Origin of the sequence: Streptomyces sp. NPDC093546 (genome assembly GCF_044765045.1) — a bacterium.
GTDB lineage: Bacteria > Actinomycetota > Actinomycetes > Streptomycetales > Streptomycetaceae > Streptomyces.
The window spans coordinates 346,263-373,106 of the sequence record NZ_JBIWJG010000002.1 but is presented as its reverse complement, the minus strand read 5'-3'; the positions used below and the strand labels follow the sequence as shown (position 1 = coordinate 373,106).

The 26,844-nt window shown below is 73.5% G+C and carries 24 protein-coding genes; 17 read left to right on the top strand and 7 right to left on the bottom strand.

Annotation, left to right across the window (positions count from 1 at the left end; genetic code table 11):
• Positions 1 to 10: 10 nt before the first annotated feature.
• Positions 11 to 172 carry a hypothetical protein gene (locus ACIRNI_RS04795; protein ID WP_403548313.1) on the bottom strand — a complete coding sequence of 54 codons (162 nt, stop codon included), beginning with the start codon at positions 170 to 172 and terminating at the stop codon, positions 11 to 13.
• Between ACIRNI_RS04795 and ACIRNI_RS04790 the strand changes: the two genes are divergently transcribed.
• The 4 genes from ACIRNI_RS04790 (at position 161) to ACIRNI_RS04775 (ending at position 5,129) form a co-directional block, all read left to right on the top strand.
• On the top strand, positions 161 to 1,204 hold the full coding sequence (locus ACIRNI_RS04790; protein ID WP_403548311.1) for a cobalamin biosynthesis protein CobG: 1,044 nt from the start codon (positions 161 to 163) through the stop codon (positions 1,202 to 1,204). The genes ACIRNI_RS04795 and ACIRNI_RS04790 overlap by 12 nt on opposite strands.
• The gene (locus ACIRNI_RS04785) at positions 1,201 to 1,848 is read left to right on the top strand and encodes a precorrin-8X methylmutase (RefSeq protein WP_403548310.1); all 648 of its coding nucleotides are present in this window, start codon (positions 1,201 to 1,203) and stop codon (positions 1,846 to 1,848) included. The genes ACIRNI_RS04790 and ACIRNI_RS04785 overlap by 4 nt, the downstream gene beginning before the upstream one ends.
• Positions 1,845 to 3,356, top strand: a complete 1,512-nt coding sequence (locus ACIRNI_RS04780) for a precorrin-2 C(20)-methyltransferase (RefSeq protein ID WP_403548308.1) — start codon at positions 1,845 to 1,847, stop codon at positions 3,354 to 3,356. Before ACIRNI_RS04785 ends, ACIRNI_RS04780 begins: the two co-directional genes overlap by 4 nt.
• Before the next feature lie 279 nt (positions 3,357 to 3,635).
• Positions 3,636 to 5,129, top strand: coding sequence for an alpha/beta hydrolase (locus tag ACIRNI_RS04775; protein WP_403548307.1), 1,494 nt, complete (start codon positions 3,636 to 3,638; stop codon positions 5,127 to 5,129).
• 28 nt (positions 5,130 to 5,157) lie between these two features.
• Here ACIRNI_RS04775 and ACIRNI_RS04770 read toward each other — a convergent pair whose 3' ends face one another.
• Positions 5,158 to 5,679 carry a DUF5994 family protein gene (locus ACIRNI_RS04770; RefSeq protein WP_403548305.1) on the bottom strand — a complete coding sequence of 174 codons (522 nt, stop codon included), beginning with the start codon at positions 5,677 to 5,679 and terminating at the stop codon, positions 5,158 to 5,160.
• A gap of 373 nt (positions 5,680 to 6,052) precedes the next feature.
• Between ACIRNI_RS04770 and ACIRNI_RS04765 the strand changes: the two genes are divergently transcribed.
• The 3 genes from ACIRNI_RS04765 to ACIRNI_RS04755 all read left to right on the top strand — a co-directional run bounded on the left by ACIRNI_RS04765 (position 6,053) and on the right by ACIRNI_RS04755 (position 9,181).
• Entirely contained in the window at positions 6,053 to 7,204 is a 1,152-nt protein-coding gene (locus ACIRNI_RS04765) for an ice-binding family protein (protein WP_403548303.1), read from the top strand.
• Between the two features lie 182 nt (positions 7,205 to 7,386).
• Complete coding sequence (locus ACIRNI_RS04760) at positions 7,387 to 8,040, top strand: DUF5819 family protein (protein WP_403548301.1); 654 nt, start codon at positions 7,387 to 7,389, stop codon at positions 8,038 to 8,040.
• Positions 8,041 to 8,128: 88 nt separating this feature from the next.
• Positions 8,129 to 9,181, top strand: a complete 1,053-nt coding sequence (locus ACIRNI_RS04755) for an HTTM domain-containing protein (RefSeq protein WP_403548820.1) — start codon at positions 8,129 to 8,131, stop codon at positions 9,179 to 9,181.
• 49 nt (positions 9,182 to 9,230) lie between these two features.
• On the opposite strand, the gene ACIRNI_RS04750 is transcribed toward ACIRNI_RS04755, so the two are convergent.
• Entirely contained in the window at positions 9,231 to 9,989 is a 759-nt protein-coding gene (locus tag ACIRNI_RS04750; protein WP_403548299.1) for a cobalt-precorrin-6A reductase, read from the bottom strand.
• 12 nt (positions 9,990 to 10,001) lie between these two features.
• On the opposite strand from ACIRNI_RS04750, the gene ACIRNI_RS04745 reads away from it, so the two are divergent.
• Positions 10,002 to 11,117, top strand: coding sequence for a cobalt-precorrin-5B (C(1))-methyltransferase (locus ACIRNI_RS04745; protein ID WP_403548297.1), 1,116 nt, complete (start codon positions 10,002 to 10,004; stop codon positions 11,115 to 11,117).
• A gap of 9 nt (positions 11,118 to 11,126) precedes the next feature.
• On the opposite strand, the gene cobM is transcribed toward ACIRNI_RS04745, so the two are convergent.
• Positions 11,127 to 11,876: a precorrin-4 C(11)-methyltransferase gene (cobM, locus tag ACIRNI_RS04740; RefSeq protein ID WP_403548295.1), complete on the bottom strand. Its 750-nt coding sequence runs from the start codon at positions 11,874 to 11,876 to the stop codon at positions 11,127 to 11,129.
• A complete protein-coding gene (cbiE, locus tag ACIRNI_RS04735) occupies positions 11,873 to 13,141 on the bottom strand; it encodes a precorrin-6y C5,15-methyltransferase (decarboxylating) subunit CbiE (protein WP_403548293.1) in 1,269 nt (422 codons plus the stop codon). The genes cobM and cbiE overlap by 4 nt, the downstream gene beginning before the upstream one ends.
• A gap of 109 nt (positions 13,142 to 13,250) precedes the next feature.
• Between cbiE and ACIRNI_RS04730 the strand changes: the two genes are divergently transcribed.
• On the top strand, positions 13,251 to 14,318 hold the full coding sequence (locus ACIRNI_RS04730; protein ID WP_403548291.1) for an LLM class flavin-dependent oxidoreductase: 1,068 nt from the start codon (positions 13,251 to 13,253) through the stop codon (positions 14,316 to 14,318).
• A gap of 25 nt (positions 14,319 to 14,343) precedes the next feature.
• Here the strand turns inward: ACIRNI_RS04730 and ACIRNI_RS04725 are convergent, their stop codons facing one another.
• Positions 14,344 to 14,739 (bottom strand): hypothetical protein, encoded by a 396-nt coding sequence (locus ACIRNI_RS04725; protein WP_403548289.1) that lies wholly within the window; start codon positions 14,737 to 14,739, stop codon positions 14,344 to 14,346.
• A gap of 136 nt (positions 14,740 to 14,875) precedes the next feature.
• Between ACIRNI_RS04725 and ACIRNI_RS04720 the strand changes: the two genes are divergently transcribed.
• From ACIRNI_RS04720 to ACIRNI_RS04700, 5 genes are all read left to right on the top strand, one after another.
• Positions 14,876 to 15,889, top strand: coding sequence for an endonuclease/exonuclease/phosphatase family protein (locus ACIRNI_RS04720; RefSeq protein ID WP_403548287.1), 1,014 nt, complete (start codon positions 14,876 to 14,878; stop codon positions 15,887 to 15,889).
• Between the two features lie 18 nt (positions 15,890 to 15,907).
• Entirely contained in the window at positions 15,908 to 16,135 is a 228-nt protein-coding gene (locus tag ACIRNI_RS04715; RefSeq protein WP_403548285.1) for a DUF2630 family protein, read from the top strand.
• Between the two features lie 64 nt (positions 16,136 to 16,199).
• Positions 16,200 to 18,158 (top strand): FUSC family protein, encoded by a 1,959-nt coding sequence (locus ACIRNI_RS04710; protein WP_403548818.1) that lies wholly within the window; start codon positions 16,200 to 16,202, stop codon positions 18,156 to 18,158.
• Positions 18,159 to 18,215: 57 nt separating this feature from the next.
• Positions 18,216 to 19,694: an APC family permease gene (locus ACIRNI_RS04705; RefSeq protein WP_403548283.1), complete on the top strand. Its 1,479-nt coding sequence runs from the start codon at positions 18,216 to 18,218 to the stop codon at positions 19,692 to 19,694.
• Positions 19,694 to 20,704, top strand: a complete 1,011-nt coding sequence (locus ACIRNI_RS04700; protein ID WP_403548281.1) for a hypothetical protein — start codon at positions 19,694 to 19,696, stop codon at positions 20,702 to 20,704. Before ACIRNI_RS04705 ends, ACIRNI_RS04700 begins: the two co-directional genes overlap by 1 nt.
• Before the next feature lie 19 nt (positions 20,705 to 20,723).
• Here the strand turns inward: ACIRNI_RS04700 and ACIRNI_RS04695 are convergent, their stop codons facing one another.
• On the bottom strand, positions 20,724 to 22,772 hold the full coding sequence (locus ACIRNI_RS04695) for a PhoX family protein (protein WP_403548279.1): 2,049 nt from the start codon (positions 22,770 to 22,772) through the stop codon (positions 20,724 to 20,726).
• Positions 22,773 to 23,501: 729 nt separating this feature from the next.
• On the opposite strand from ACIRNI_RS04695, the gene ACIRNI_RS04690 reads away from it, so the two are divergent.
• The 3 genes from ACIRNI_RS04690 (at position 23,502) to ACIRNI_RS04680 (ending at position 26,805) form a co-directional block, all read left to right on the top strand.
• Positions 23,502 to 24,335: a VWA domain-containing protein gene (locus tag ACIRNI_RS04690; RefSeq protein ID WP_403548277.1), complete on the top strand. Its 834-nt coding sequence runs from the start codon at positions 23,502 to 23,504 to the stop codon at positions 24,333 to 24,335.
• A gap of 87 nt (positions 24,336 to 24,422) precedes the next feature.
• Positions 24,423 to 26,030 carry a methionine--tRNA ligase gene (gene metG, locus ACIRNI_RS04685; RefSeq protein ID WP_403548275.1) on the top strand — a complete coding sequence of 536 codons (1,608 nt, stop codon included), beginning with the start codon at positions 24,423 to 24,425 and terminating at the stop codon, positions 26,028 to 26,030.
• Between the two features lie 4 nt (positions 26,031 to 26,034).
• Positions 26,035 to 26,805 carry a hypothetical protein gene (locus tag ACIRNI_RS04680; RefSeq protein WP_403548273.1) on the top strand — a complete coding sequence of 257 codons (771 nt, stop codon included), beginning with the start codon at positions 26,035 to 26,037 and terminating at the stop codon, positions 26,803 to 26,805.
• Positions 26,806 to 26,844: the final 39 nt, after the last annotated feature.

The following is a 26,844-nucleotide window of genomic DNA, read 5'->3' as shown; positions in this document are numbered from 1 at the left end:
GCCGCCCAGCTCACCAATGCCTCAGGACCGGGGCGAAGCTCACATACGGGACAGCGCGCGCGACCGCGTCCGCGACCGTGGTGACGCGTGCCCCGGTGCGCTGCGGCTGCACCGGGCCGACGACGGCGCGCTCGCCCGACTCCGCCTTCCCACAGGTGTCTTGACGCCGCATCAGGTGTCGGTGCTGGCCGACACGGCGGACCGGCTCGGCGACGGGCACCTCTCCCTCACCTCGCGCGGCAACCTCGAACTGCGGGGCCTCGGCGAGGGCTGCGGGCTCGGGCTGGCGGAGCTGCTGCGGGACGCCGGGCTGCTGCCGGACTCCGAACGGCACGAGCGCGTACGGAACATGGTCGTCTCGCCGCTCGCGGGCGCGGAGGTGCGGGCGTGGGCCACGCGCCTGGACGCGCTGCTGTGCGCCGAGGAGTGGACGCTGGAGCTGTCCGGCCGCTTCCTGTTCGCCGTGGACGACGGCCGGGGGGACGTGGCGGCGCTGGCCCCGGATGTGACGTTGCTCGCAGAGCCGTCGGACACGGCTCTCGTGCAGGCCGGCCCGGCTGCGTACCGCGTCTCCGCGGCCGACGCGCCGCGCGCCGCGCTGGCGGCGGCGGAGGCGTTCCTCGCGGCGGCCCGGGAGGCGGGCACGGGCGCGTGGCGGGTGCGGGAGCTGCCGGCGGGGCAGGACGTGGACGTGGCCGGACACGTGCGGCGGGCTTCGATCGCTGCGGAGCACGTACCGGATGCGGTGCTTCCGGCGGGTGGCGCGCTCGCCCCCGGGCTGATCGGTGCCTCACCGCCGGGAGTCTCGGTCCTGGCCCGGCTGGGCCGGGTGACGACCGCGCAGTTCCGCGCGCTGCTGCCGGCCGAGGAGGTGCGCGTCACGCCGTGGCGCGGCTTCGTACTGCCGGGCTTCCCGGACCGGGCGGCGGCCGAGGAGCGGCTGCACGCCCTGGACCTCGCCGGATTCATCACCCGCGCCGACTCGCCGTGGGTCGGCGTGACCGCCTGCACCGGCCGCCCCGGCTGCGCGAAGTCCCTGGCCGACGTACGGGCGGACGCGCGCCCGATGGCGGTGGACGGCGGCCTGCCCGTCCACTGGTCGGGCTGCGCGCGCCGGTGCGGACACCCGCAGGGCGCGTGGGTGGACGTGGTGGCGACCGCCGAAGGCGCGTACCAGACGACCGTACAAAAACCGACAGGATGAGCGAGAGCAGAGTGTTCGACTACGAGAAGGACGGGGCGGAGATCTACCGCCAGTCCTTTGCCACGATCCGCGCCGAGGCGGATCTCGCGGGTCTCCCCGCCGACGTCAGCCAGGTCGCCGTGCGGATGATCCACGCCTGCGGCATGGTCGACCTCGTCCGCGACCTCGCCTACACGCCGGACGTCGTCGCCCGCGCCCGTGAGGCGCTGCGCGCCGGGGCGCCGATCCTCTGCGACGCGCAGATGGTCGCGAGCGGCGTCACGCGCAAGCGGCTGCCCGCCGACAACGACGTGGTCTGCACCCTCTCCGACCCGTCCGTGCCGGCCCTCGCCGCCGAACTGGGCACCACGCGCAGCGCGGCCGCGCTGGAGCTGTGGCGCGACCGCCTGGAGGGCTCGGTCGTCGCCATAGGCAACGCGCCCACCGCGCTCTTCCGGCTCCTGGAGATGATCGACGCGGGCGCGCCGCGCCCGGCGGCGGTGCTCGGCATCCCGGTCGGCTTCATCGGCGCGGCCGAGTCGAAGGACGCGCTGGCGGACCGGCCCGATATCGAGCACCTGGTGGTGCGCGGTCGGCGTGGCGGCAGCGCGATGGCGGCGGCGGCGATCAACGCGATCGCACACGAGGCGGAGATCCAGGCATGACGGGCACGACGGGCATGAGCGGCAAGCTGTACGGGGTCGGGCTCGGCCCCGGCGACCCGAACCTGATGACGGTGGCGGCGGTCAAGGCCATCGCGGGCGCCGATGTGATCGCGTACCACTGCGCGCGCCACGGCCGTTCGATCGCCCGGTCCATCGCGGCGGAGCACATCCGCGAGGACCAGATCGAAGAGCGCCTGATGTACCCGCTGACGGTGGAGACCACCGACCACCCGGGTGGTTACCGGGGCGCGCTGAACGACTTCTACGAGGAGGCGTCGGCCCGGCTGGCCGCCCACCTGGACGCGGGCCGCACGGTCGCGGTCCTGGCGGAGGGCGACCCGCTCTTCTACGGCTCGTACCAGCACATGCACAAGCGCCTGGCTCACCGCTACGACACCGAGGTCATCCCGGGCGTCACCTCGGTGAGCGCGGCGGCGGCGCGGCTCGGGGAGCCGCTGTGCGAGGCCGAAGAGGTCCTCACGATCATCCCCGGCACGCTGCCGGAGGACGAGCTGACGGCGCGGCTGGCGGCCACGGACTCGGCGGTCGTGATGAAGCTCGGACGGACCTTCCCGACGGTGCGCCGCGCGCTGGAGCGGGCGGGCCGGCTGGAGGACGCCCGGTACGTGGAGCGGGCCTTCATGGCCGGCGAGCGCACGGAGGCGCTGGCCTCGGTCGACGCGTCGACGGTGCCGTACTTCTCGGTGGCGGTCCTGCCGTCCCGTATTGACGCGGAGGTCCCCGAGGAGCGGGAGGCCGGCGGCGAGGTCGTGGTCGTCGGCACCGGCCCGGCGGGCGCGCCGTGGCTGACGCCGGAGTCGCGCGGCGCGCTCGTCAACGCCGACGACCTCGTCGGCTACACCACCTACCTGGACCGGGTGCCGGTGCTCCGGCCGGGCCAGCGGCGGCACGGCTCCGACAACAAGGTCGAGTCCGAGCGCGCCGAGTTCGCCCTGGACCTGGCCCGGCGCGGACGCCGCGTCGCGGTGGTCTCGGGCGGCGACCCGGGCGTCTTCGCGATGGCGACGGCGGTCCTGGAGGTCGCCTCCCAGGACCCGTACCTGGACGTCCCGGTCCGCGTCCTGCCGGGCGTCACGGCCGCGAACGCCGCCGCGGCGAAGGCGGGCGCCCCGCTGGGCCACGACTACGCGACGATCTCCCTCTCGGACCGCCTCAAGCCCTGGGAGGTCATCGCCCAGCGCCTCGCCTCGGCAGCCGCCGCCGACCTGGTGCTCGCCCTCTACAACCCCGGCTCCCGCTCCCGCACCTGGCAGGTCGCCAAGGCCCGCGAGCTGCTGCTGGAACACCGTGCCCCGGACACCCCGGTCGTCGTCGCCCGCGACGTCGGCGGCCCGGAGGAGTCGGTCCGCGTCCTGCCCCTGGCGGACCTCGACCCGACGGAGGTCGACATGCGGACCCTGCTCCTGATCGGCTCCTCCCAGACCCAGGCGGTCCGGCGCGAGGGCGGCGTGGTGGCGTGGACGCCGCGGAGGTACCCGGAGGGATAACCGGCGCGCTGGGGGAGCGCCTGACGGCGGGCGTTCCCCCGGGCCCGTGAACTTGGCAAGCTTGTCGGCCACGCCGGCGGCGTCGGCAGGCCCGGGGAGCCGGTCGAAGTCGGCGATGAGCTTGTCCAGTTCGTCCCGCATGCCGCGGGCTGAGCCGTTTTCATTCGTCATGCGTCCAGCCTGGCAGTCGAAGAACCGGGCCGCACTGGTGCTGGCCCCCGGACCGACTGTCGGGCCCGCCGGATGGGCAGGACCGGGCCGCTCGGCGATCGTCGTCGCATGACCACTCGCACGTTACGAACCCTCGCCCTCGCCCTGGCCGCCTCGGCGGTCGCCGCGACCCTGACCACTCTCACCGCTCCCGCCGCCGGGGCCGCGGCGCCCGCCCTCGCGTGGGGCGCGTGCGCGCACAAGGGCGCACTGCCCGGCCAGGAGTGCGCCACGCTCGCCGTGCCGGTCGACTACCGCGACCCGGACGGCCCGACGATGGACGTCGCCGTGTCGCGCCTGCGCAGCGAGCGGCCCGAGGCGCGGCGCGGGACGCTGCTGGTGATACCGGGCGGGCCGGGGGGCTCCGGGTTGCGCATGCTGTCCCAGAAGGGCGAGGCGCTCCGGAGGGAGCTGTCCGGGGCGTACGACCTCGTCAGCCTCGACCCGCGGGGCGTGGGCGGCAGCACCACCGCGAGCTGCCGCCTCGCGGAGGAGGACCGTCACCTGGTGACACTGCGCTCGTGGCCCTCCCCGGACGGCTCGATCGCCGAGAACGTCGCCCGCTCCCGGCGCGTCGCCGAGGCGTGCGCCCGCCATGGCGGCCCGGTGCTGCGCAGCCTCACCACGGCGAACGAAGTACGCGACATCGACCGGTTCCGCGAGGCGCTGGGCGAGCAGCGGCTGTCGGCATGGGCCCTGTCGTACGGGACGTACGTCGGCGCCGTGTACGCGCAGAAGTACCCGCACCGCACGGACCGCTGGGTCCTGGACAGCAGCGGCGACCCCAACCCCTCGCGGGTGGCGCGCGGCTGGCTGGCGAACATGGCGCGGGGCGCCGAGGACCGTTTCCCCGACTTCGCGGCCTGGGCCTCGGCTCCCACGACCCCGGAGAACCTCCGCCTCGCGGACCGCCCGGAGGACGTACGCCCGCTGTTCCTAGCCCTGGCGGCGCAGCTGGACCGCTCCCCCCGCGAGACCACCACCGCGGGCGTCCCCCTGACCGGCAACCGTCTGCGCCAGTCCCTCCAGAACGCCCTCAACACCAACGACTTCACCCGGCTCGCCGGCCTCATCCGCACCGCCCGGGACCCCCAGGCCATACCGACCCTCACGCCCGACGTGGCAGGCCCCCTCGGCGACGCCGACGCGGCCGTCACCCTCGCGGTCGTCTGCAACGACGTCCGCTGGCCCTCCTCGATACCCGCCCACGAACGCGCCGTGACGGCCGACCGCGCCCGCCACCCGCTGACGGCCGGCATGCCGGTGAACATCACCCCCTGCGCCTTCTGGAAGGACGCCCCCGCGGACAGGTCCACCCGCATCACCGACGAGGGCCCCTCCAACATCCTGATGCTCCAGAACCTCCGCGACCCCGCCACCCCGTACTCCGGCGCCCTGGAGATGCGCGAGTCCTTCGGCGCCCGCGCCCGCCTGGTCACGGTCGACGCAGGCGGCCACGGCGCCTACCTGTCCCACGGCAACGCCTGCGGCGACGCGGCGGTGACGGACTTCCTGCTGACGGGCAAGCGCCCGGCGCAGGACGCCCTCTGCGCGAACGGCTGACCCTCGTCCCTGCTCGGAGGGGCCACTGTCATCCGCGGTCCCCGGCAGCGGGCGCTCCGGCGGGTTCTGCCGGGCTTCGGACCGCCGTTCCTTCGCGAGCCGACGCCTCGTCGGCCAACAGTCTGCTGGCGGTGAGGAAGCCTCCCGGAGCGGCAGCGGCGGACATCAGCCGGGCGGCCGTAGCCGCATCGGTCTCCGGCGGGATCACCAGAAGGTCCATGCGGCCTGTGGTGTAGGAGAGGAGGATCAGTTTGTTCTGGTCCTGCTCCTGGGCGAACCAGCCCACGTGCACGGTGTGCCCGGTCACGCGCACCTTGCGCGGGATCACGGGCCAGTGGGCGGGGTTCACCGTGGCACGGGTGACGCGACCCCAAGGTGCGTCCAGCACGTCGGTGAGGGCGGGGAGTTCACGGTGGAGGTCGCGGGAGCGGGGCCACCAGGCACCGTCCAGGAGACCTGGAACCGAGCCCGCCGGGACCAGTGACAGACGGACCGGCGGAGACGGCACGGAGCGCTCGGTGACGGTTGCACGTTCGATGGTCGCGGTCATGACGCGGACCTGCCTCCGGGCGCGTCGTGGACGTCCCGGTGTTGTCGCTCGCCGAGAACGGCACCAGCAATCGGAGCTGGTGTGCGAAGTGCTCCCGGTTTTTTCATCCTACTCCGGTCGGCGGTCATGGGACCCATCCCGCTCATTTAATAATTTTTCATATATTCCATGACGCATATGGAGGGCCTTTCGACACCGCCCCGACAGGTCGCGCTTCTGAGAAATTTGCGTGCGTAATATGCCGAGCTAACAGAAGAAGTGGCCTATTCCGGACATCCGGGATTCGTTGAACGCGCCACCATTCCCTCAGGAGCTGGTCTCGATGACGATGAATTCCCCTGCCGCGCCTCAGTGGCGAAGAACATGGGCCTGGATGGCGGCGGTGCTCGCCATGGTGATCGCCGCTGTCGTCGTGGCGGTCACGCCGACGCGGGCAACCGCGCTGGCCCAGCCCGTACCGCTGGGCACCGCCGACAGCTTCGCGGTCCTCGCCGGCGAGTCGGTCACCAACACCGGTCCCTCGGTCATTACCGGAGACGTCGGGGTCCACCCCGGGACGGCCATCTCCGGATTCCCGCCCGGCACCGTGAACGGGACCTTCCACTCCGCGGACGCCCTGGCGGCCCAGGCCAAGAGCGATCTTGTCCTGGCATACGACAACGCCGCCGGACAGTCCACGGACGCCGCGCTTCCCCCGGACGCCGGCGGTCTGACGCTGGCCCCCGGCGTCTACACCGCGTCGTCCACCCTCGGCCTCACGGGCACGCTCACCCTGGACGGCGAGAACAACCCCGATGCCATCTGGGTGTTCCAAGTCGGTTCGGGGCTGACGACGGCCTCCGCCAGCAGCGTGAGCCTCATCAGGGGTGCCTCGCCGTGCAATGTCTTCTGGCAGATCGGCAGCTCGGCCACCCTCGGGACCGAGACCGACTTCGTGGGCACGATCATGGCGATGACGTCGATCACCGCCAACACGGGAGCGGACATCATCGGCCGGGCACTGGCCCGGAACGGTTCCGTGACGCTGGACACCAACACGATCACACGGCCCTCGTGCGACGCCGGGACCACGGGCGGGACCACGGGCGGGACCACGGGTGGGACCACGGGTGGAGTGATCGCCGGCACCACGGGCGGGGACGTCACGGGTGGTCTGATCGCCGGCACGACGACCGGTGGCACCACGAACGGTGGCACCTCGAACGGTGGCACCACGACCGGCGGCACCACGACCGGCGGCACCACGGGCGGTCTCCTGGGCGGCGTGCTCGGCGGGTCCACGGCGGGCGTCATCGCGGGCACCACCACAGGTGGCACCACGGGCGCGACGATCGGCGGCATCAGCGGCGGCATCACGGGCGGAGGCGGCCAGCCCCCTGGCAAGCCCGGGAAGCCCGGGAAGCCCGGGAAGCCCGGACCGGGCAAGCCTGGTAAGCCCGGCGACGGGCATGACGGCAAGCCCGGACACGGCAAGCCCGGCAAGCCTGAAAAGCCCGGTGGTTACGGAGACGAGGCGAAGCAGTGAGCTCGATGAAGCTCCCTGCGGCCGGCTGACCACCAGGCAGGCACACGCAAGTACAGCGTGGCGCGCGGCGGATCGTCATCGATTCCGTCGCGCGCCACGCGCGGAACCGGAGGAAGCGGAAATGGACGGTCGGGACGGGAAGGCGGGGTGGGGCTGTGCTGGGCGGCGTCGAGTCACCATGGATGAAGGAATCGAAGAGCTCCGGTAAGGGTTGGCAGCGCCGCTCGCTGCGGGAGGCCACGGGAGTCGCCGTGGTCCTGTGCCTGGCAGTCACGCTCGTTCATGTGCTCCTGGTCTTTCTGCATGTGGCGCCGGCGAATCCGGTGTCGCAGCGGTACAGCCGACAAATCAATGCGTGGGTCTTTCCGCTGTTCGAGCAGAACTGGCGGCTTTTCGCCCCGGACCCGGAGTCGGTCAACCGGCAGATCTCGGCGAGGACCATGCGGATCGCCCCGGACGGCACGTCGCAGGTGAGCGGCTGGTTCGACCTGAGCGGCGTGGACCATTCCGCGATCAGGCACAACCCCTTCCCGAGCCACACGGCGCAGAACATGCTGCGCCGGGCCTGGAGCGCCTACATGGAGACGCTCGGCGGCGACGACCGACCGCGCTCGGAGCGGGCCGTGATGATCCAGCGCTATCTCCGCAACATCGCGGCGGATCGCGTCGCCGACCAGCGCGGCGGCTCCTTCGACTCCATCCAGTTGCGGGTGGTCACGCGGCCCGTCGGCGCCCCCGGCCCGGCAGGGAACAGCCGTCCGGCCGCCGCCGAACCCGCGCCCGTGGACACCCGTTACCTGCCCTGGTGGAAGGTGGCCCCGCATGGCACCGACTGAGACGACCCCGACCACGGCACCCACGCCGTCGACGTACGACACCGAGAGCGCAGGCACCCGCACAGCGCCGCAGCGGGTACTCGATCACATGTCCGCGCTCTTCGTCCTGCTGATCGAGCGACCGATCTCCCTCTACGCGGCGGCGGCACTGCGCATCGGCTACGGCCTGCTCTACCTCGTGTTCCTGCTGCGTGAGTTTCCGCACCGCGACGAGATCTGGGGGCCCGGCTCGCCGTGGACCCCCGCGCTGGCCAGGCAGCTTTTCGACCAGTCGGGATGGGCGAGCGTTCTCACCCTGTCCGACAGCCGGGCGTACTTCGAAACCTGCTACGCGGCCGCCGTCGTCACGTCCGCGTTGTTCATGCTGGGCTGGCGGACCAGGGCGATGTCCGTGCTGTTCGCCCTCATGGTGGCCTCGTTCCACGCCCGGGCGATCTTCATGACGGACGGCGGGGACAACCTCATCCTCCTCATGGCCGTCTACCTCGTCTTCACCGCGTGCGGCCGACGCTGGTCCCTCGACGCGCGCAGGGCCAGGCTCCGCTCGGTCGCGGGGCCGGCGGCGCGACTGTCACCGGGAGGCGCGGGCGGGCTGCGGCCCCACCTCCGTGACGCCCGCCTGGGCGTGGTGACCGTCCTGCACAACTGCGGGATGTTCGTCATCGCCGCCCAGGTCTGCTTCCTGTACGGAGCCGCGGGGCTGTACAAGGTGCAGGGCGGCACCTGGGGCAACGGGACCGCCCTCCACTACGCCCTCAACCTGCACCTGTTCCAGCCCTGGCCCGAGCTCTCCCGCATGCTCGACGCCCACGAGGTCCTGATCACCGCCGCTTGCTACCTGACGGTGCTGTTGCAGGTCGCCTTCCCCTTCGTCCTGTTCGGCAGGCTCAAGTACCCCGTCCTGGGCATGCTGCTGACCATGCACGTGGGCATCGCGGTGCTCCTGGGTCTGCCGCTCTTCTCCGCCGCGATGATCGTCGCCGACGCGGTCTTCCTGCCGGACCGCTTCTACCGCTCGCTGGGAGCTCTCCGGCTAGCCGCGCGGCGGCGTGCGGTCCAGGACACCGGTGCCGACCGACGGGAAGCACCGCCCAGGCCGGAAGCCGGCCTCGTACCAGCGCAGTCAGGACCGGCCGGCTGACGCCTCCACCACCGGACGCCTCCACCACCGCACGCGGTCCGGGACCGGGCTATGGCCTCCCGGAACCGCGGGCTTCGAGCGCCCCCGCCCACTCCACCGCCTCCTCCACCGTCCCCACCACCGCGACCCCCTCCGGGACCGGGGGGCGGCGGACGATGACGACCGGGAGGCCCGCCTCGCGGGCCGCCTCCAGCTTCGGGGCCGTCGCGGTGGAGCCGCTGTCCTTGGTCACGAGGACGTCGATGGCGTGGCGGCGCAGCAGGTCGCGCTCGGCCTCCAGGGTGAAGGGGCCGCGGTCGAGGAGGACCTCCAGGTGGGGCGGGAACGGAGGCTCCGGGGGGTCGACCGAGCGGAGGAGGAACCAGGCGTCCGTGACGTGGGCGAAGGACGCGAGGCCCATGCGGCCGGTGGTGAGGAAGACGCGGCGGCCGAGGCTCCGGGCCGTGTCCGCCGCCTCGCGGAGGGTGTCCACGGGGTGCCAGTCGTCGCCCTCGACGGGGGCCCACCCGGGACGGCGCAGGGCGAGCAGGGGAACATGGGCTGCGGCGGCCGCCCGGGCCGCGTTCGAGCTGATGGTGTCCGCGAAGGGATGAGTGGCGTCGATGACCGCGTCCACCCGGTGTGCGCGCAGCCAGCGGGCGAGGCCCTCGGCTCCGCCGAAGCCCCCGATCCTGACCTCGCCCGGGGGCAGCCGGGGCGCGGCCACGCGGCCCGCGAGCGAGGTGGTCACCCGCACGGTGGCGTGCGCGTGCAGGGTCTCGGCCAGGCGGCGGGCCTCGGTCGTGCCGCCGAGGAGGAGTATGTGCATCGGGGGGCGTCCATGAGTGCGGTTGGCGGGCGTAGTGCGCAACTCAAGCACACCGGTCTCCGGTCCGGGTGGACCACCGGGGCCTGTGCCACGGCGGCGACGACCGCCGCGTACACCGCCCTGCTGACCGGGGAGTTCCCCGACCCGGTGACGATCAGCCTGCCGAAGGGGCAGACGCCCGCCTTCGCGCTCGCCGCCGAGGAGCTCACGGGCGAGACCGCCATGGCCGGGATCGTCAAGGACGCCGGGGACGATCCGGACGTCACGCACGGGGCGCTGGTCAGGGCCACGGTGAGGAAGCTGACGCCCGGCGCCGGGGTCGTCTTCCGCGCCGGGCCCGGCGTCGGGACCGTCACGCGGCCCGGGCTGCCGCTGGAGGTGGGCGAGCCGGCCATCAACCCCGTGCCGCGGCAGCTGATGCGCGAGCACGTCGCGCGCGTCGCCGCCGCGCACGGCGGCACCGGCGACGTCGAGATCACCGTCGCGGTCGACCACGGCGAGGAGATCGCCCGTTCCACGTGGAACCCCCGCCTCGGGATCCTGGGCGGGCTGTCCATCCTCGGCACCACGGGCGTCGTGGTGCCGTACTCGTGCTCCGCCTGGATCGACTCCATCCGGCGCGGCGTGGACGTCGCCCGGGCGGCGGGACGCACGCACGTCGCCGGGTGCACGGGCTCGACGTCCGAGAAGACCGTCGTGTCCCTCTACGGGCTGCCCGAGGACGCGCTGCTGGACATGGGCGACTTCGCGGGCGCGGTGCTCAAGTACGTACGCAGGCACCCGGTCGAGCGGCTGACCATCTGCGGCGGCTTCGCCAAGCTGTCCAAGCTGGCCGCCGGGCACCTCGACCTGCACTCGGCGCGCTCCCAGGTCGACAAGGGGTTCCTCGCGGAGCTGGCCCGCGCGGGCGGCGCCGACGAGGAGCTGGCGGCGCAGGTGGCCGAGGCGAACACCGGGCTCGCCGCGCTCCAGCTGTGCGCCGCGCGCGGCGTGCCGCTGGGCGATTTGGTCGCCGAGACCGCCCGCGACCAGGCCCTCGCCGTCCTGCGCGGCGCCCCGGTCGCGGTCGACGTCGTCTGCATCGACCGGGCCGGGACGGTCGTCGGCCGCAGCGCGGTCAAGGGCTAGCGGACGCCTCTAGCAGACGTGCCGGTCCCGCTCCGGCGAGTACAGGTGGCTGTCCCGGAACTGCGTCGCGCCCAGCGTGCGGCCCACCAGGATCACCGCCGTGCGCGTGATGCCCGCCTCCTTCGTCGCCGCCGCGATGTCGGCGAGCGTGCCGCGCAGGATGACCTCGTCCGGGCGGGACGCCATGGCGACGACGGCGGCGGGGCAGTCCTCGCCGTAATGCGGCACGAGCTCGGCGACGACGCGGTCGACGTACCGGGCCGCCAGGTGCAGCACCAGCAGCGCGCCGCTGCGGCCCAGGGTCGCGAGGTCCTCGCCGTCCGGCATGGGCGTGGCCTGCTCGGCGATCCGGGTCAGGATGACCGTCTGGCCCACGGTCGGCACGGTCAGTTCCCGCTTCAGCGCGGCGGCGGCGGCCGCGAAGGCCGGTACGCCGGGGACGACCTCGTACGGGATGCCTGCCGCGTCCAGCCGCCGCATCTGCTCGGCGACGGCGCTGAAGACGGACGGGTCGCCGGAGTGGAGGCGGGCGACGTCGTGGCCCTCCTCGTGGGCGCGGACCAGCTCCGCCGTGATGGCGTCGAGGTCGAGGCGCGCGGTGTCGACGAGCCTGGCCCCGGGCGGGCACTCGGCGAGCAGCTCGCGCGGCACGAGCGACCCCGCGTACAGGCACACCTGGCAGGAGGCCAGGGTGCGCGCGCCGCGCAGGGTGATCAGGTCGGCGGCGCCGGGGCCCGCACCGATGAAGTAGACGGTCATCGTGAAACTGCTCCAGGTGCTCCGGGCTTGGTGACGGACCATTGTGTGACCGGCATGGCCTGGCGCCAGCCGGTGAAGCCGCCCACCGGGACGGCGTGCGCGACCGCGAGGCGGACGAGCTCGCCGCCGTACCGCCGGTAGCGGTCGGCGAGCAGCGCCTCGGATTCGAGGGTCACGGTGTTGGCGACGAGCCGCCCGCCCGGCCGCAGGGCGTCCCAGCAGGCGTCGAGGAGCCCCGGCGCGGTCAGCCCGCCGCCGATGAACACCGCGTCGGGCGCGGGCAGGCCGGCGAGGGCCTCGGGCGCGGGGCCGGTGACCACGCGCAGGGCGGGGACGCCCAGCGCCTCCGCGTTGCGGGTGATGCGGGAGGCGCGCTCGGCGGAGCGCTCGACCGCGATCGCGCGGCAGCCGCGGTGCGTGCGCATCCACTCGATGCCGATCGAGCCGGAGCCGCCGCCCACGTCCCACAGCAGCTCGCCGGGCGCGGGCGCGAGCGCGGCGAGCGTCGCGGCGCGCACGTGGCGCTTGGTGAGCTGGCCGTCGTTCTCGTACGCCGCGTCGGGCAGGCCGGGCACGGCACCCAGGCGCAACGCGCCGTCGGCGCGTACGCACGTGACGGCGATGACGTTGAGCGGGTCGCCGGGAGCGTGGGGCCAGTCGTCGGCGGTGCCGGTCAGCACGCGCTCGCTCTCCGGGGAGCCGAGCTGCTCCAGTACGTGCAAGGCGCTCGGTCCGAAGCCGCGCTCCCGCAGCAGGGCCGCGACCTCGCCGGGCGTCGCGGCGCCCGCGCTGAGCACCAGCACCCGCCGCCCGTCGTGCAGCGCGGCGGCCAGCGAGGCGAGGGGCCTGCCGACCAGCGTGACGGTCTCGGTCTCCTCCAGGGGCCAGCCGAGGCGGGCGCAGGCGTACGAGACCGAGGACGGGTGCGGCAGGACGCGCAGCCGCTCGGGGCCGACGGTCTCGGCGAGGGCGCGGCCGATCCCGTAGAACATCGGGTCCCCGCTGGCGAGCACGGCGATGCGGCGCCCGGCGCGGCCGTGCGCGTCCAGCAGCCGGGGGACGGCGGGCCGCAGCGGCGAGGGCCAGGCCACGCGCTCGCCACGGCACTCCTCGGGCGGCAGCAGGGCGAGCTGCCGTTCGCCGCCGATGACGACCTCGGCGGCGCGCAGGGCGTCCCGGGAGGCGTCCGCGAGCCCGGCCCAGCCGTCCGCGCCGATGCCGACGACGGTGACCGGATGGGGGATGGCTATGGGGCTGCTGCTCACGGGCCCGAACCCTATCGGGTGGTCGTGCGGCGGCCGCCTCTGGGCGGGACGGCCGGTGGGTACCCGTGCCAGGAGCCAGGCTGCGAGAGGCGCGAGAGGTGTGAGGGCGATGCAGTTCGGAATCTTCACCGTCGGCGACGTGACCCCCGACCCGACCACCGGCCGGGCCCCGACCGAGCACGAGCGGATCGCGGCCATGGTGACCCTCGCCCTGAAGGCCGAGGAGGTCGGCCTCGACGTCTTCGCCACCGGCGAGCACCACAACCCGCCCTTCGTGCCGTCGTCCCCGACGACCCTCCTCGGGTACGTCGCCGCCCGCACCCACCGGCTGGTGCTGTCGACGTCCACGACCCTCATCACCACCAACGACCCGGTGAAGATCGCCGAGGACTACGCGATGCTCCAGCACCTCGCGGACGGCCGCGTCGACCTGATGCTGGGGCGCGGCAACACCCCGCCCGTCTATCCGTGGTTCGGGCAGGACATCCGGCAGGGCATCCCGCTCGCCATCGAGAACTACGGACTTCTCCACAAGCTGTGGAGGGAGGAGTCCGTCGACTGGACGGGCCACTTCCGCACGCCCCTGGAGGGGTTCACCGCCACGCCGCGCCCGCTGGACGGCGTACCGCCGTTCGTCTGGCACGGCTCCATCCGGTCCACCGAGATTGCCGAGCAGGCCGCGTACTACGGCGACGGCTTCTTCCACAACAACATCTTCTGGCCCCAGGAGCACACCAAGCGCATGGTCGCCCTCTACCGCGAGCGGTACGCGCACTACGGCCACGGCGCCCCCGAAGAGGCCATCGTGGGCCTGGGCGGCCAGGTCTTCATGCGGCGCAACGCGCAGGACGCGGTGCGGGAGTTCCGGCCGTACTTCGACAACGCCCCGGTGTACGGGCACGGCGCCTCGCTGGAGGAGTACACCGCCCAGACGCCGCTGACCGTCGGCTCCCCGCAGCAGGTCATCGAACGGACCCTCACCTTCCGCCGCACGGCGGGCGACTACCAGCGCCAGCTGTTCCTCCTCGACCACGCGGGCCTGCCGCTCAAGACGGTGCTGGAGCAGCTGGACCTGCTCGGCGAGGAGGTCGTCCCCGTCCTGCGCGAGGAGTTCGCGGCCCTGCGCCCGGCGGGCGTGCCGGAGACGGCACCTCCGCATCCGGCGACCGCCCGCTAGCGCCTGCGACGCGGACGCGGACGGCTCACTCGTGCGTGTAGAAGACGTAGAACGCGATGAGCCCCGCGCCCGCCGCCACCACCAGCGACACGCCCGCCGCCGTCAGGACGCTGGCGCCGCTCAGGCTGTACAGCCATCCGACGCCCAGCCCGGCGAGCGCGCCGTACGCCGCCGCCCGCAGCTCGCGCGGCAGGGACGCCCGGGTGCGGCGCAGGAGGTAGTACAGGCCGCCGAACACCACGCCGCTGACGAGGCCCAGCATCGCGATGCCGAAGGTGATCGAGCGGCCGTCGCGTTCGATGTGCTGGGCGTAGAGGGCGAAGAGGAAGCCGAGCACGACGGGGAGCTTCCAGCCCGTACGGGCCCGGGTCCGGTCCCGGTGGCGGTGGCGGGTGTATCCGGGTGCGATGTGTACGGACATAACGGGCTCCTCTCACGTCACTCCCTCAGAGCACACCTGCCGCAGCCGTCCGGCAAGTGGATCAACCGCTCCGAGGGCGGGCGCGGGGCCCGCGACGCGAGCGGGTTCGGGCCCGGCAGCGTGCCAGAATTCCGTGGTGCCCCGCCGCCGTGCCGCCGCCCTCCGGGCCGCCCGGGCCCCCTGGACTCACCTGTCCTCCCGGCCCGCCTGGGCCCCCTGGGTCGTCGCGCTGCTGCTCGCCGCACCCACCCTCGTCGCCGTGTGCCGCCTTCTCGACACCGACGCCGTCACTCCCGTACCGCAGCTGCTCTCCTTCCTCCCCTGGCTCACCGCCCCCGCCGCCTGCGCCCTGCTCGTCGCCCTCGCCGCGCGCCGCCCGGTGCTCGTCGGCTGGGGGGCCGCCACGCTCGCCGTCACCACCTGGTACGTCCAGCCGTACGGCCCGGACACCACCGGCGCCCGCGACCGGCCCGTCGTGACGGCCGGCCTCCGGGTGCTCGCCGCGAACGTCGAGTTCGGCGAGGCCACGCGCGAGCTGCTGCGCGTGCTGCGGCGCGAGCGGCCGGACCTGGCCTTCGTCTCCGAGTGCGACCCCGCCTGCGTACGCGTCCTGAGCGCGGCGTACCCGTACCGCGCGCAGGTGGTGGGGCCCGGGTCCGCCGGGTCCGTGATCCTGGGCGCGTACCCGCTCACGCCCCGTCCCGCGCTGCCGTCGTCGCTCGGCATGCCCGCCGCGACCGCGCACATCGGTGGCCGGGACGTACGGCTGCGGCTCGCGCACCCGCTGCCGCCGCTGCCCGGGCAGGTCGCCGCGTGGAAGCGCGAGCTGGGTCTGCTGCGCGACGACGCGGCCCGGCAGGCGCGCTCCGGCGACCCGCTCCTCCTCGCCGGGGACTTCAACGCGTCCCAGGACCACGCCGCCTTCCGCGCCGTACTCGACGCCGGCGGCCTGCACGACGCCGCCCGCCTCGCGGGGCACGCCCGCACGCCTACGTGGCCGCGCGAGGGGCCGCCCCTGCCGCCGTTCGTCCAGATCGACCACGTCCTCGTCGGCGACGACTTCTCGGTGCGCGGCGCCCGCGTCCTCGACGTGCCGGGCAGCGACCACCGGGCGGTGCTCGTCGATCTCGACCTGCGTGCCCGACCGTGATCCGGGAAGGTGGAGTCCATGGACAACGAGCAGATCCTCGACCACATCGGAGCGCTCGTCCGCGAGGAACGGGCGCTGCACGACCGCGCCGGCGCCCTCACCGGCGACGAGAAGGCGCGCCTGCGGTCCCTGGAGGCCCAGCTCGACCAGTGCTGGGATCTGCTGCGGCAGCGGCGCGCCAAGGAGGAGTTCGGCAAGGACCCCGACACGGCGACGGTCCGCCCGCCCGGTGACGAGGCCTACTGAGACGCCGGGCCCCACCGGAGCAGGCGCCGGCCGGGCCGTCCGGCTCGCCCCGCCCGAGTGGCTGATGCGGGCCCTGCGCCCGCAGCCCGCGCCCATCCCGTGGGCCGCCGTCGCCCGTGCCGCCCTCGCGCTCACCGCGCCCCTCGCGGTCGGCCTCGCCCTCGGACAGCCGCTGTACGGGGCCCTGGTGTCGATGGGCGCCCTGTCCGGAGTCATCGGCGACACCGCCGACGCGTACCGGATGCGGATCTTCAACATCGCCGTGCCGCAGCTCTTCGGCGCGCTCGGCGTCACCCTCGGCACGCTCGTGTACGGGGAGGGCTGGGCCGCCGTCGCCGTCCTCACCCTCATCGCGCTCGCCTCCGGCATGATCTCGTCGATCGGCGCGGTCGCCTCCGTCTCCGGGCTGCTCCTGCTCCTCAACGCCGTCGTCGGCGCCGGACTGCCCATGCCGAGCCCCTGGTGGAAGGCGCCGCTGCTGCTCACCCTCGGCGGCGCGGTCGTCCTCGCGCTCACCCTGCTCGGCTGGCCCCTGCGCGGCGGCGTACCGGAACGGGCGGCCGTCGCCGCCACCTACCGCGCCGTCGCCGCGCTCCTCGCGGCGGCGGGCACCCCCGCGTACGAGGACCGTCGCCCCGCCGTCACCCGCGCCCTCAACACCGCGTACGACCTCGTCCTCGCCCGCCGCGCCCGCGACCACGGCCGCAACCCGACGCTGGTGCGGCAGCTGGCGCAGCTCAACGCCGTGATCCCGATCGTGGAGGCGGCACCCGCGGCCCATCTGCGCGGCCGCCCGCTGCCCGCCGCGATCCCGGCGGCGGTGGAGGCCCTCGCGACGGCCGTCGAGACCGGCCGGCCCGCCGCACCCGCCGACCTGCGCCTCCCGGCCCCCGCCACCCCGTCCGAACGCGCCGTCGACCACGCCCTGCGCCACGCCGCCACCGTCGTCCACGGCACGGAGACCGGATCCCTCGACCGCTTGGACCACCCGGCCGCGCTCTCCGTACGCGCCCGGCGCGCCGCCCGCGACGCGCTCGTCTCCGAGGGGTCGTGGCGCTACGGGCTGCGCCTGGCCGTGTGCATCGGCCTCGCGCAGTCGCTCGTCTCCCTGATCGCCGTGCCGCGCTCGTACTGGGTGGCGCTCACCGTCACCTTCGTCCTCAAGCCCGACTTCGGCTCGGTCTTCTCGCGCGCGGTGCTGCGCGCCCTCGGCACGGTCGCCGGGCTCGCCGTCGCCGCGCTCGTCCTCGCCGAAGTGCCGCGCGGCTGGTGGGACGTGCCGGTGATGGTGGTGCTGGCGGCGCTCATCCCGGCCTTCTCCGCGAAGGGGTACGCCTTCCAGACGGCCGCCATCACGCCCGTCATCCTGCTCCTCTCCGACTGGCTGAACCGGCAGGGCTTCGACCTGGTCCTGCCGCGCCTGTACGACTCGCTCCTCGGCTGCGCCATCACGCTCGTCGCGGGCTACCTGCTGCGGCCGGAGAGCTGGCACACCCGCATCGGCGACCGCCTCGCCGACGCGGTCGCCGACACCGCCCGCTATGTGTCCCGCGCCTTCGGCCCCGACGCGGAGCGGGACCCGGGCGCGCGGGTGCGCGCCCGGCGCCGCCTGTACCGGGACCTGTCGGCGGTGCGGGCCGAGTTCCAGCGCGCGCTGACCGAGCCCCCGCCCACCGGCACCCGCGCCGCCGCCTGGTGGCCGCTGGTCGTCGCGGTGGAGCGGGTCATCGACGCGACGACCGCCGCCCGCGTGCGCGTCGACCACGGCGCCCCGCCGCCCGACCCCGCCGAGGCCGCCGAGGTGGAGCGCCAGTTGCGCGAGCTGGCGGCGGGGCTGCGCACGAGCCACGTCGTCGCGGGCGTACGGGCGGAACCGGACGACGACGGGGACGGGGGCGGGGACGGGGAAAAGGGGGCCGGCGTGCTGGGGCCGCTGCGCCAGGAGGTGCGGGCGGCCCGGGCGATCGCCTCGCCCGGGCCGGACTACGATGCGCACGATCCACGCGTGCAGAACCGCTCCTGAACCACCGCACCTACCGCTATATGCCGTCATATGCCGTGCCTTCCAAGGACATTCGCCATGCGCAGCATCACTCCCAGGGGTCTCCAGCCCAATGTCCTCGGTACGTTCGACACGATCGTGATGGCCGTCGCCGGCAGCGCCCCCGCGTACTCGCTGGCCGCCACCACCGCCGTCCTCGTCGGCTCCGTCGGCCTCGCGGCGCCCGCCGCGCTGCTCTACTGCGCGATCCCGATGCTGGGCATCGTGCTGGCTTATCGCCGCCTCGGCCGGATCGACGTCAACGCGGGCGCCGGCTACTCCTGGGTGGGGCGCACCCTCCACCCCTTCCTGGGGTTCCTCTCCGGCTGGGCGCTGGTGGTCGCCGCGACGATCTTCATGGTGGCCGGGTCGCTGCCCGCCGGACAGCTCACCCTCGCGCTGTTCGACCCGTACCTCGCGGCGGACACCACGCTCGCCACCGCCGTCGGAGCGGGCTGGTTCCTGGCGATGCTGCTGGTGGTGCTGGGCGGGGCCCGGCTCACCGTACGGGCGCAACTGCTTATCACCGGCGCCGAGTTGGCCATTCTCCTGCTCTTCGTGGTCGGGGCGCTGCTGCACCGCGGCGCGGCCACCGCGTTCGACTGGTCATGGCTCGGCTTCAGCCACTTCGACGGGGTCTCGGGCTTCGCGTCCGGTGCGCTGATCGCCGCCTTCTGCTACTGGGGCTGGGACGTCACCGGCAACCTCAGCGAGGAGACCCGCGACAGCCGCCGCACCGCCGGTCTCGCGGCGCTCGTCGGCATCGGGATCGTCTTCCTCCTCTTCGAGACGTTCACGATCGCCGTCAACGTCATCCTGTCGTCGCACGAGATCCAGGAGGGCGGCACGGGCGTCCTCGCGCTGCTCGGCCGCGCGATCTGGCCCGGCTGGGGCGGCAAGCTGCTGATCCTGGCGGTCATGCTGTCCACCGTCGCGACCCTGGAGACCACGCTGATCCAGGTCACGCGCTCGCTGTTCGCGATGGGCCGGGACCATACGATGCCGGCCGCCCTCGGTTCCGTACACCGCCGCTGGAACACGCCGTGGGTGGCCGTCACCGTGGTGGGGGCGGTGGCGCTGGGGCTGTTCGCGGCGGCCACGGCGCTCGGCTCGGTGGGCGACATCCTGGGCGAGGCGGTCCACGCCATGGGCCTGCAGATCGCGTTCTACTACGGCCTGGCGGGCATCGCGGCGATCGTGGCCTACCGGGGGACGCTGCTCGCCTCCGTGCGGGACTTCGTCCTGGGCGGGGTGTGGCCGCTGCTCGGCTCGGCGTACATGTTCTGGGTGTTCGTCACGGCGCTGGACGAGCTCAGCCGCACCTCCGTCGCGGTCGGCCTCGGCGGGCTGGGCGCCGGCGTGGTCCCGATGCTCTGGTACTGGCGCAAGGGCAGCGCGTACTACCGCTGTCCGGCCCGCCTCGACGCGGTGCGCGCGCTGGCGGCGGCGGAGCCGTACGGCGGTGTTCCGGGGCAGCGGCGCGGCGGCGCGGGCGAGCCGCTGGCGACGGACTTCTGATGGCGGCCTCGCACCGGCGGTCGGGGCAGCGCCGTTCGGCCCGCTTCGCGCCCGACTTCGACCCCAACTTCGGCGACCGGGCGCTGACCGCCGCCCGGCACGACATCGTCATCGGCCGCTGGCAGGGCGTGCGCGACCTGCTGGCCGAGCCGGACGGGGACGGCGCGTGGGCCCGGCGCACGCTGCGGCTGCGGATGCTGGCCCACGCGGCGGCCGGCTCCTCGGTGGTGGAGGCGTGGCGGGCGGCCGAGCCGGACCATCCGGACGCGGCGGTGCTGCGGGCCGCGACCGAGGTCGTACGGCTCTTCACCACCGCGATCGCGGCGGGCACCCCGCCCGGGCCGGGAACGGCCGTGGACCGGGCGCGCCTCGACGCCACGGTCCTGGCCTGCCTGACGGCGGCGGACGCGCGGCCCGCCGACCCGATGCCGTGGGTGTCGCTGCTGACGGTGGCGCGGCTGTACGAGGGCGGCGTCGGGCGCCGTGAACTGCGCGGCTGGTGGGACGAGTTGCGGCGCCGCGACCCGCACAACCTGGAGGGCCACGTCCAGCTGCTGCGCTACTGGTCGGCGCGGTGGCACGGCACCCACGGCGCGATGTACGACTTCGCGCGGGACGCGGCGGGCGCGGCGCCGCCCGGCTCGCCGCTGCCGGTCCTGGTGCAGATCGCGCGGGTGGAGGAGTACCGGTACGTCGTCGAGGGCGCGCACGGCCGGGGCCCGGTGCGCGGCTTCGACCAGCACTGGAAGCACGAGCTGGCGGCCACGGAGGTGCGGCGCACCCGGGACCGGTGGATCGGCGGCCGCCCGCCCGGGCCGGTCCGGCCGGAGGAGGTCGAGCCGCTCAACTGCCTGGCGCACGCGGCCTGCCACGCGGGGCTGCCGGAGGTGTACGGGGAGCTGTTCGGGCTGCTGGGGGCGCGGGCGTCGTGGATGCCGTGGGCGTACACGGGCGACCCGGCGGAGCAGTACGCGAGGTGGCGCGGGGGGACGGCCCGCGCCACCTCGTGACCCCCCGTGGGTCCCCGGGTCAGACGCCGATGTTCCGGCCGTCCTTGCGGTAGACGGCGACGACCGCCGGGCGGACGAGCTTCCCGGGTCCGTCGGGCCAGGCCGAGGCGGGCTTCTCGACGGACGCGCCGTCGACCTCGCCGGGGTGCTGGACGGCGACGAGCACGCGCCGCTCCTGGATGACCGGCCCGCAGGTCTCGGCGCCGGTCGGCACGGTCAGGAACTGCTTGAGCTCACCGCGCCGCTCGCCCTGCGTGGCGACGGCGAACAAGCCGTCGTGCGAACCGAGCTGGTTGCCGTCGGTGGAGATCCACAGGTTGCCGTACGGGTCGAAGGCGACGTTGTCGGGGCAGGAGATGGGGCTGACCTTGTCCTTGGGGTAGCCCGCGAAGTACGTCGCCGGGTCGTCCGGGTCGCCCGCGACGAGGAACAGCCGCCACGCGAAGCCGTCGGAGGCCGGGTCGTCCCAGTGCTCGGCGAGCTCCAGCACGTGGCCGTGCTTGTTGGTGGTGCGCGGGTTGGCCTCGTCGGCACCGGCCTTGCCGGCCGCGCCGCGGTCCTTGTTGTTCGTCAGCGCGACGTACACGCGGCCGGTGCGGGGGGACGGCTCGACGTCCTCGGGCCGGTCCATCTTGGTGGCGCCCACCTTGTCGGCGGCGACGCGCGTGAAGACGTACACCTCCTCGGCGGTCATGCCGGGGACGTGGCTGGTCGTCCCCGTCGCGAGGGGGATCCACTGGCCGCTGCCGTCGAACTCGCCGTCGTTCGGCAGCTTGCCGGTGCCGTCGATGTCGGCCGGGGAGTCGCCGGTCAGCTTGGCGACGTACAGCGTGCCCTCGTCGAGCAGCGTCAGGTTGTGCTCGCGGGCGCGGCGCGAGGACCCCTTCATCATCCGCTTCGACGACACGAACTTGTAGAAGTAGTCGAACCGCTCGTCGTCGCCCATGTAGACGACGGGCCGCCCGTCGGCGGTCAGGCGCGGCTGGGCGGCCTCGTGCTTGAAGCGGCCCAGCGCGGTGCGCTTGCGGGGCGTGGAGTCGGGGTCGTACGGGTCGAGCTCGACGACCCAGCCGAAGCGGTGCGGCTCGTTGGGCTCCTGCTTGACGTCGAAGCGCTTGTCGAACCGCTCCCACTTGCGCTCGGTCGCGCCGGATCCGATGCCGTACCGCTTGTCGGTCGGGGAAGACCCGTGGGCGAAGTACTGGTTGAAGTTCTCCTCGCCGTGGAGCGTGGTGCCCCACGGGGTGGTGCCGCCGGCGCAGTTGTTGAGGGTGCCGAGGACCGTGCGGCCGGCGGGGTCGGCGGAGGTGCGCAGCAGCGCGCCGCCCGCCGCCGGGCCGGTGAGCTCGAACGCGCTGGTGGCGGTGAGGCGGCGGTTGAGCGGGTGGCGGGTGACGGGCGTGAGCCGGCCGGAGCGGTGCTCCTCCTGGACGACGACCACGGAGAGGCCGTGCGCGGCCCAGGCGATCTCGACCTGCTCGCGGGTCGGGTTCTCGGGGTCGTACCCCCGGAACATCAGGACTTCGTCCGTGTACTCGTGGTTGGCGACCATCACCTGGCGCCCGCGCTCGCCGCGGAGGGGCAGCAGCGACAGGAAGTCGTTGTTGTAGCCGAACTGCCCGGCCTGCGCCTTCGCGGACTGCTTGTCGGCGTCGAAGGCGGGCGCGCCGCGCAGGATGGGCTCGCCCCAGCGGATGACGACGCTCTGGGCGTAGCCGTCGGGGACGGTGACCTTGTCGTCCGTGTTGGGCGCGACGGGCGTGAAGCGCAGCCCGCGGGCGCCGGCGCTCCTGTCCGCCGGGCGGGCCGTCGGGGTGGCGGCGACCGCCTCCTGTCCGCCCTGTACGGCGAGGGCGCCGCCCGCGGTGGCGGCGACGGTCACGGCGGCGGTGGCCCGCATCATGGAGCGGCGCGAGAGGGCGCCGGCTATGACGTCGCCGACGTACTCGTTGTCGCTGGTGTTCGGCACCTCGTGGAAGCAGGCGTCACCGCAGCGGTAGCGGCAGGTGAGGGCGGACCGACCGCCCCCGTGCGAGTGGGTGCTCAGCAGCGGCAGCAGTCTGCGCACTTCGTTCCTCTTCCTCGTATCGCGAATTCCGTCCGGCGTGACGCTAAGTGCGGATATGAGCAGGGCGGGGGCGACAAGATGAACGATGCATGAATCCGGGGCGTCGGGAGCGGGGTTGACGCGATTGCCCCTTGCCTTTCGGCGCCACACGGGGCGGCTAACCTTACGTGTCCGCCCTGGCCGGGGATGATTCCCGCAGTACGGACATACACGGCACCCAACATGCGAAAGGCCTCGCCCATGGGCATTCGGAGCTTGCTGCGCAAGGTGTTTGGACGCGACCGTGCGGAGCGTAACGAGTCGGCGGCCACGGCCCCCTCCGTCCCGCCCCAGACGGAACGGGCGGTGCCCCCGGCGACGACGGTTCCGTCGCAGACACCTTCTTCCGCCGCGGAATCGTCCGCCGCGGAGTCCTCTGCCGCGGAATCGTCCGCTGCGGAATCCTCCCGTGCGGAACAGGCGGCGGCGGACCTGGTGGCCGCCGCCTTCGACGCGCCTCGCCAGCGCCGCACCACCATTCCGCCGGCCCGGGACGCCTCGCCCGCGGTGCCGTCGCCTGCGGTGCCGGAGGCACGCGAGACCCGTGAGGTACCGGAGGTGCCTGAGGCACGTGAAGCGGGCGAGGCGTCGGAGGTGTCTGAGGCACGCGAGGTGCCTGAGGTACCTGCGCCTGCGGCTGAGCCGGAACCGGAGGCTGCCAAGGCGCCGGAACCGGAGGCTGCTCCTGGGGTGGAGGAGGCCCCCGAGCCGGAGGCCGCGCCCGCCGCCGAGGCGCCCGAGCCGAAGCCCGAGCCGGAGGCCGAGCCGAAGCCCGAGCCGGAGGCCGAGCCCGAGCCCGCAGCCGAGGCGCCGGTCCCGGCCGAGGCGCCGCCGGCGCCCGTCGGCAAGCCCGCGCACACCCTCGCCCGCGTCAAGGCGCGGGCGCCCCAGGGCGCGGTCGTGGACGCGTACAAGGCCGCCGGGTCCGTGCTGAAGAAGCGCGGGCTCACGGGGACGCGGGCGAGCGTGTACCTGGTGCTGGACCGGTCCGGGTCGATGCGCCCGTACTACAAGGACGGCAGCGCCCAGCACCTCGCCGAGCAGGCGCTCGCGCTCGCCGCGCACCTGGACGAGGACAAGGACGCCACCGTCCCGGTCGTGTTCTTCTCGACGGAGGTCGACGGCACCGGCGAGGTGACTCTGGACGACGTCGACGGCAAGATCGAGGCGCTGCACGACAGCCTCGGCCGCATGGGCCGGACCAACTACGACCGGGCGATCGCCGAGGTGCTCGCCCGGCACGAGAAGTCCGGCGCGGCCGACCGCCCGGCGCTGGTCATCTTCCAGACGGACGGCGCGCCGGAGTCGAAGACGGCCGCGACGCAGGCGCTGGCGGACGCCGCGGCGCGCGCGGGCGGCATCCAGTGGCGGTTCGTGGCGTTCGGGGAGAAGGACTCCAAGGCGTTCGACTACCTGCGCAAGCTGCAGGCGGAGAACGCGGGCTTCTTCCACGCGGGCCCGACGCCCCGGGAGGTCCCGCACGCGACCTTCTACCGCGAGATCCTCGGGGACTGGTCGGTCTGACACGCCCGAGGGGGGAGACGGCCCCGGCCGTCTCCCCCCTTGAAACGAAGGTGAGGGCAGCGCGCGGCGGCGGATAGGATTTCGACCATGGCGGCCACTGGATCCGAGAAGCAGGGGACGAAGGCGTACTACGTCACGACCCCCATTTACTACGTCAACGACGCTCCTCACCTGGGCCACGCCTATACGACCGTCGCAGGCGACGTGCTCACCCGCTGGCACCGTCAGCGTGGCGAGAAGGTGTGGTACCTCACCGGCACGGACGAGCACGGTCAGAAGATCATGCGCACGGCCGACGCGAACAACGTCACTCCGCAGGAGTGGTGCGACAAGCTCGTCGAGGAGGCCTGGAAGCCCCTCTGGGAGCACCTGGAGATCGCGAACGACGATTTCATCCGCACCACCGAGAAGCGGCACACGGACCGCGTCCAGGAATTCGTGCAGGACCTGTACGACAAGGGCGAGATCTACAAGGGCGGGTACGAGGGCCCGTACTGCGTGGGCTGCGAGGAGTACAAGCTCCCGGGCGATCTCATCGAGGCGGAGGACGGCACGAAGCTGTGTCCGATCCACAAGAAGCCGGTGGAGATCCTCAAGGAGGAGAACTACTTCTTCAAGCTGAGCGAGTACGGCCCGAAGCTGCTCGACTTCTACGAGAAGAACCCCGGTTTCATCCAGCCGGAGTCGGCCCGCAACGAGGTCGTCAACTTCGTCAAGCAGGGCCTCCAGGACCTTTCCATCTCGCGGTCGACGTTCGACTGGGGCATTCCGATCCCGTGGGACGAGAAGCACGTCATCTACGTGTGGGTCGACGCGCTGCTGAATTACGCGACGGCCGTCGGCTACAACGAGAACCCGGCGAAGTTCGACGAGACGTTCCCGGCGAACGTACACCTGGTCGGCAAGGACATCCTGCGCTTCCACGCGGTGATCTGGCCCGCGATGCTGATGGCGCAGGGCCTGCCGGTGCCGGGCAAGGTCGCGGCGAACGGCTGGCTGATGGTCGGCGGCGAGAAGATGTCGAAGTCGAACCTGACGGGCATCAAGCCGCAGGACCTCACCTCGCACTTCGGCGTGGACGCGTACCGCTGGTACTTCCTGCGGGCGATCGCGTTCGGCAGCGACGGCTCGTTCTCGTGGGAGGACTTCACCGCCCGCTACACCTCCGAGCTGGCCAACGACTACGGCAACCTCGCCTCGCGCGTGGCGGCGATGGTCGGCAAGTACTTCGAGGGCGCGCTGCCCGCCGCGACCGCGTCCGGCGCGGCGGAGGAGGCGGTCCAGGCGGGCCTCGCCACGGCCGTCGCCGAGGCCGACCGGAAGATCGGCGAGGAGCTGGACTTCCAGGGCGGCATCCTGGCGATCTTCGACTTCGTGAAGCAGGTCAACGGCTACATCACGGAGCAGGAGCCGTGGAAGGTGGCCAAGGACGACTCCGAGGAGGGCCGCGCCCGCCTGGCGACGATCCTCTACACCGCCGCGGAGTCCCTGCGCGCGGTCGCGGTCCTGCTGAACGCGGTCATGCCGGACACCTCGGCCAAGCTCTGGGACTCCCTGGGCGCCGAGCCCGTCCTGGGCTCCCTGGCCGACCAGCGCGTCCAGGACGCCGCCACGTGGGGGCAGCTCCCCGCCGGCGCGACGGTCACCAAGGGCGCGGTGCTCTTCCCCCGCCTGGAGGAGCCGAAGAAGGCCTGACCCCGTGCACACCGACGCCGAAGCCGCCGCGCTCCCCCCGGGAGCCGGCGGCCTCGCCGTACCCCGCCTGGAGATCGTCTCCGTGGACGGCCCGGAGTGCGTCGTCCGCTGCTGGTCGGGCCCCGTGCGCGTGGGCCAGCTTTTCGAGGACGGCCGCCTGACCGTCACCGGAATCGATCGCTACCGGCGCCGCGTCGACGTGCTCGACACGGCCCACTCCGCCAAGGTCACCTTCACCGGACACACGGCAGCCCTGCGCCCCCGCACCGCCATCTCCCCGTCCGGCCCCCGCCTCTACGGCTACGTCGGCGACCCCGAGATCCGAGCCGCCGTACGCCCCGGCACCGAGGGCCGCGTGATCCGCACACCGGCGGACTTCACCGCCTGGGCCTCAGAGCAGACACCGGACGACCTCGCCGAACCCTTCACCTACGTCGTCGACGCCGACGGCTTGCTCCGCCTGGCGCCCCGCCGCAGCGAACACGTCGCCTGCGCGGCCCGGGGCTGGGTCTTCGGCGCGGGCGAGGTCGCCTTCGCCCGCACCGGCGGCGGCTGGACGGTCACGTCCCTCACCAACCAGTCGACGGGCTACTGCCCGGCCCCGGACTCCTGGCCGACGGTGTCCGCCGCCCTCTCCTGCACGGGCCTCGGACAGCCCGACGGCTTCACCCACGAGTTCGTCTTCCGCCACTGCGGCGAGTGCGAGCAGCTGAACGTGGTGCGGGACGGGTTCTTCGTGTGCGTCTTCTGCGGAGCAGATCTACGGCCTGGATGAACCGCAGGGTTCAGTGCACCCAGTCCCGCTCCTTCCCGA

What these genes read in the sequence shown, in the direction of transcription:
- ACIRNI_RS04795 (WP_403548313.1), bottom strand. Translation starts at nt 172, where the DNA reads ATGCGGCGTCAAGACACCTGTGGGAAGGCGGAGTCGGGCGAGCGCGCC.
- ACIRNI_RS04785 (WP_403548310.1), top strand. Translation starts at nt 1,201, where the DNA reads ATGAGCGAGAGCAGAGTGTTCGACTACGAGAAGGACGGGGCGGAGATC.
- ACIRNI_RS04780 (WP_403548308.1), top strand. Translation starts at nt 1,845, where the DNA reads ATGACGGGCACGACGGGCATGAGCGGCAAGCTGTACGGGGTCGGGCTC.
- ACIRNI_RS04775 (WP_403548307.1), top strand. Translation starts at nt 3,636, where the DNA reads ATGACCACTCGCACGTTACGAACCCTCGCCCTCGCCCTGGCCGCCTCG.
- ACIRNI_RS04770 (WP_403548305.1), bottom strand. Translation starts at nt 5,679, where the DNA reads ATGACCGCGACCATCGAACGTGCAACCGTCACCGAGCGCTCCGTGCCG.
- ACIRNI_RS04765 (WP_403548303.1), top strand. Translation starts at nt 6,053, where the DNA reads ATGGCGGCGGTGCTCGCCATGGTGATCGCCGCTGTCGTCGTGGCGGTC.
- ACIRNI_RS04760 (WP_403548301.1), top strand. Translation starts at nt 7,387, where the DNA reads ATGAAGGAATCGAAGAGCTCCGGTAAGGGTTGGCAGCGCCGCTCGCTG.
- ACIRNI_RS04755 (WP_403548820.1), top strand. Translation starts at nt 8,129, where the DNA reads ATGTCCGCGCTCTTCGTCCTGCTGATCGAGCGACCGATCTCCCTCTAC.
- ACIRNI_RS04750 (WP_403548299.1), bottom strand. Translation starts at nt 9,989, where the DNA reads ATGCACATACTCCTCCTCGGCGGCACGACCGAGGCCCGCCGCCTGGCC.
- ACIRNI_RS04745 (WP_403548297.1), top strand. Translation starts at nt 10,002, where the DNA reads ATGAGTGCGGTTGGCGGGCGTAGTGCGCAACTCAAGCACACCGGTCTC.
- cobM (WP_403548295.1), bottom strand. Translation starts at nt 11,876, where the DNA reads ATGACCGTCTACTTCATCGGTGCGGGCCCCGGCGCCGCCGACCTGATC.
- ACIRNI_RS04730 (WP_403548291.1), top strand. Translation starts at nt 13,251, where the DNA reads ATGCAGTTCGGAATCTTCACCGTCGGCGACGTGACCCCCGACCCGACC.
- ACIRNI_RS04725 (WP_403548289.1), bottom strand. Translation starts at nt 14,739, where the DNA reads ATGTCCGTACACATCGCACCCGGATACACCCGCCACCGCCACCGGGAC.
- ACIRNI_RS04715 (WP_403548285.1), top strand. Translation starts at nt 15,908, where the DNA reads ATGGACAACGAGCAGATCCTCGACCACATCGGAGCGCTCGTCCGCGAG.
- ACIRNI_RS04710 (WP_403548818.1), top strand. Translation starts at nt 16,200, where the DNA reads ATGCGGGCCCTGCGCCCGCAGCCCGCGCCCATCCCGTGGGCCGCCGTC.
- ACIRNI_RS04705 (WP_403548283.1), top strand. Translation starts at nt 18,216, where the DNA reads ATGCGCAGCATCACTCCCAGGGGTCTCCAGCCCAATGTCCTCGGTACG.
- ACIRNI_RS04700 (WP_403548281.1), top strand. Translation starts at nt 19,694, where the DNA reads ATGGCGGCCTCGCACCGGCGGTCGGGGCAGCGCCGTTCGGCCCGCTTC.
- metG (WP_403548275.1), top strand. Translation starts at nt 24,423, where the DNA reads ATGGCGGCCACTGGATCCGAGAAGCAGGGGACGAAGGCGTACTACGTC.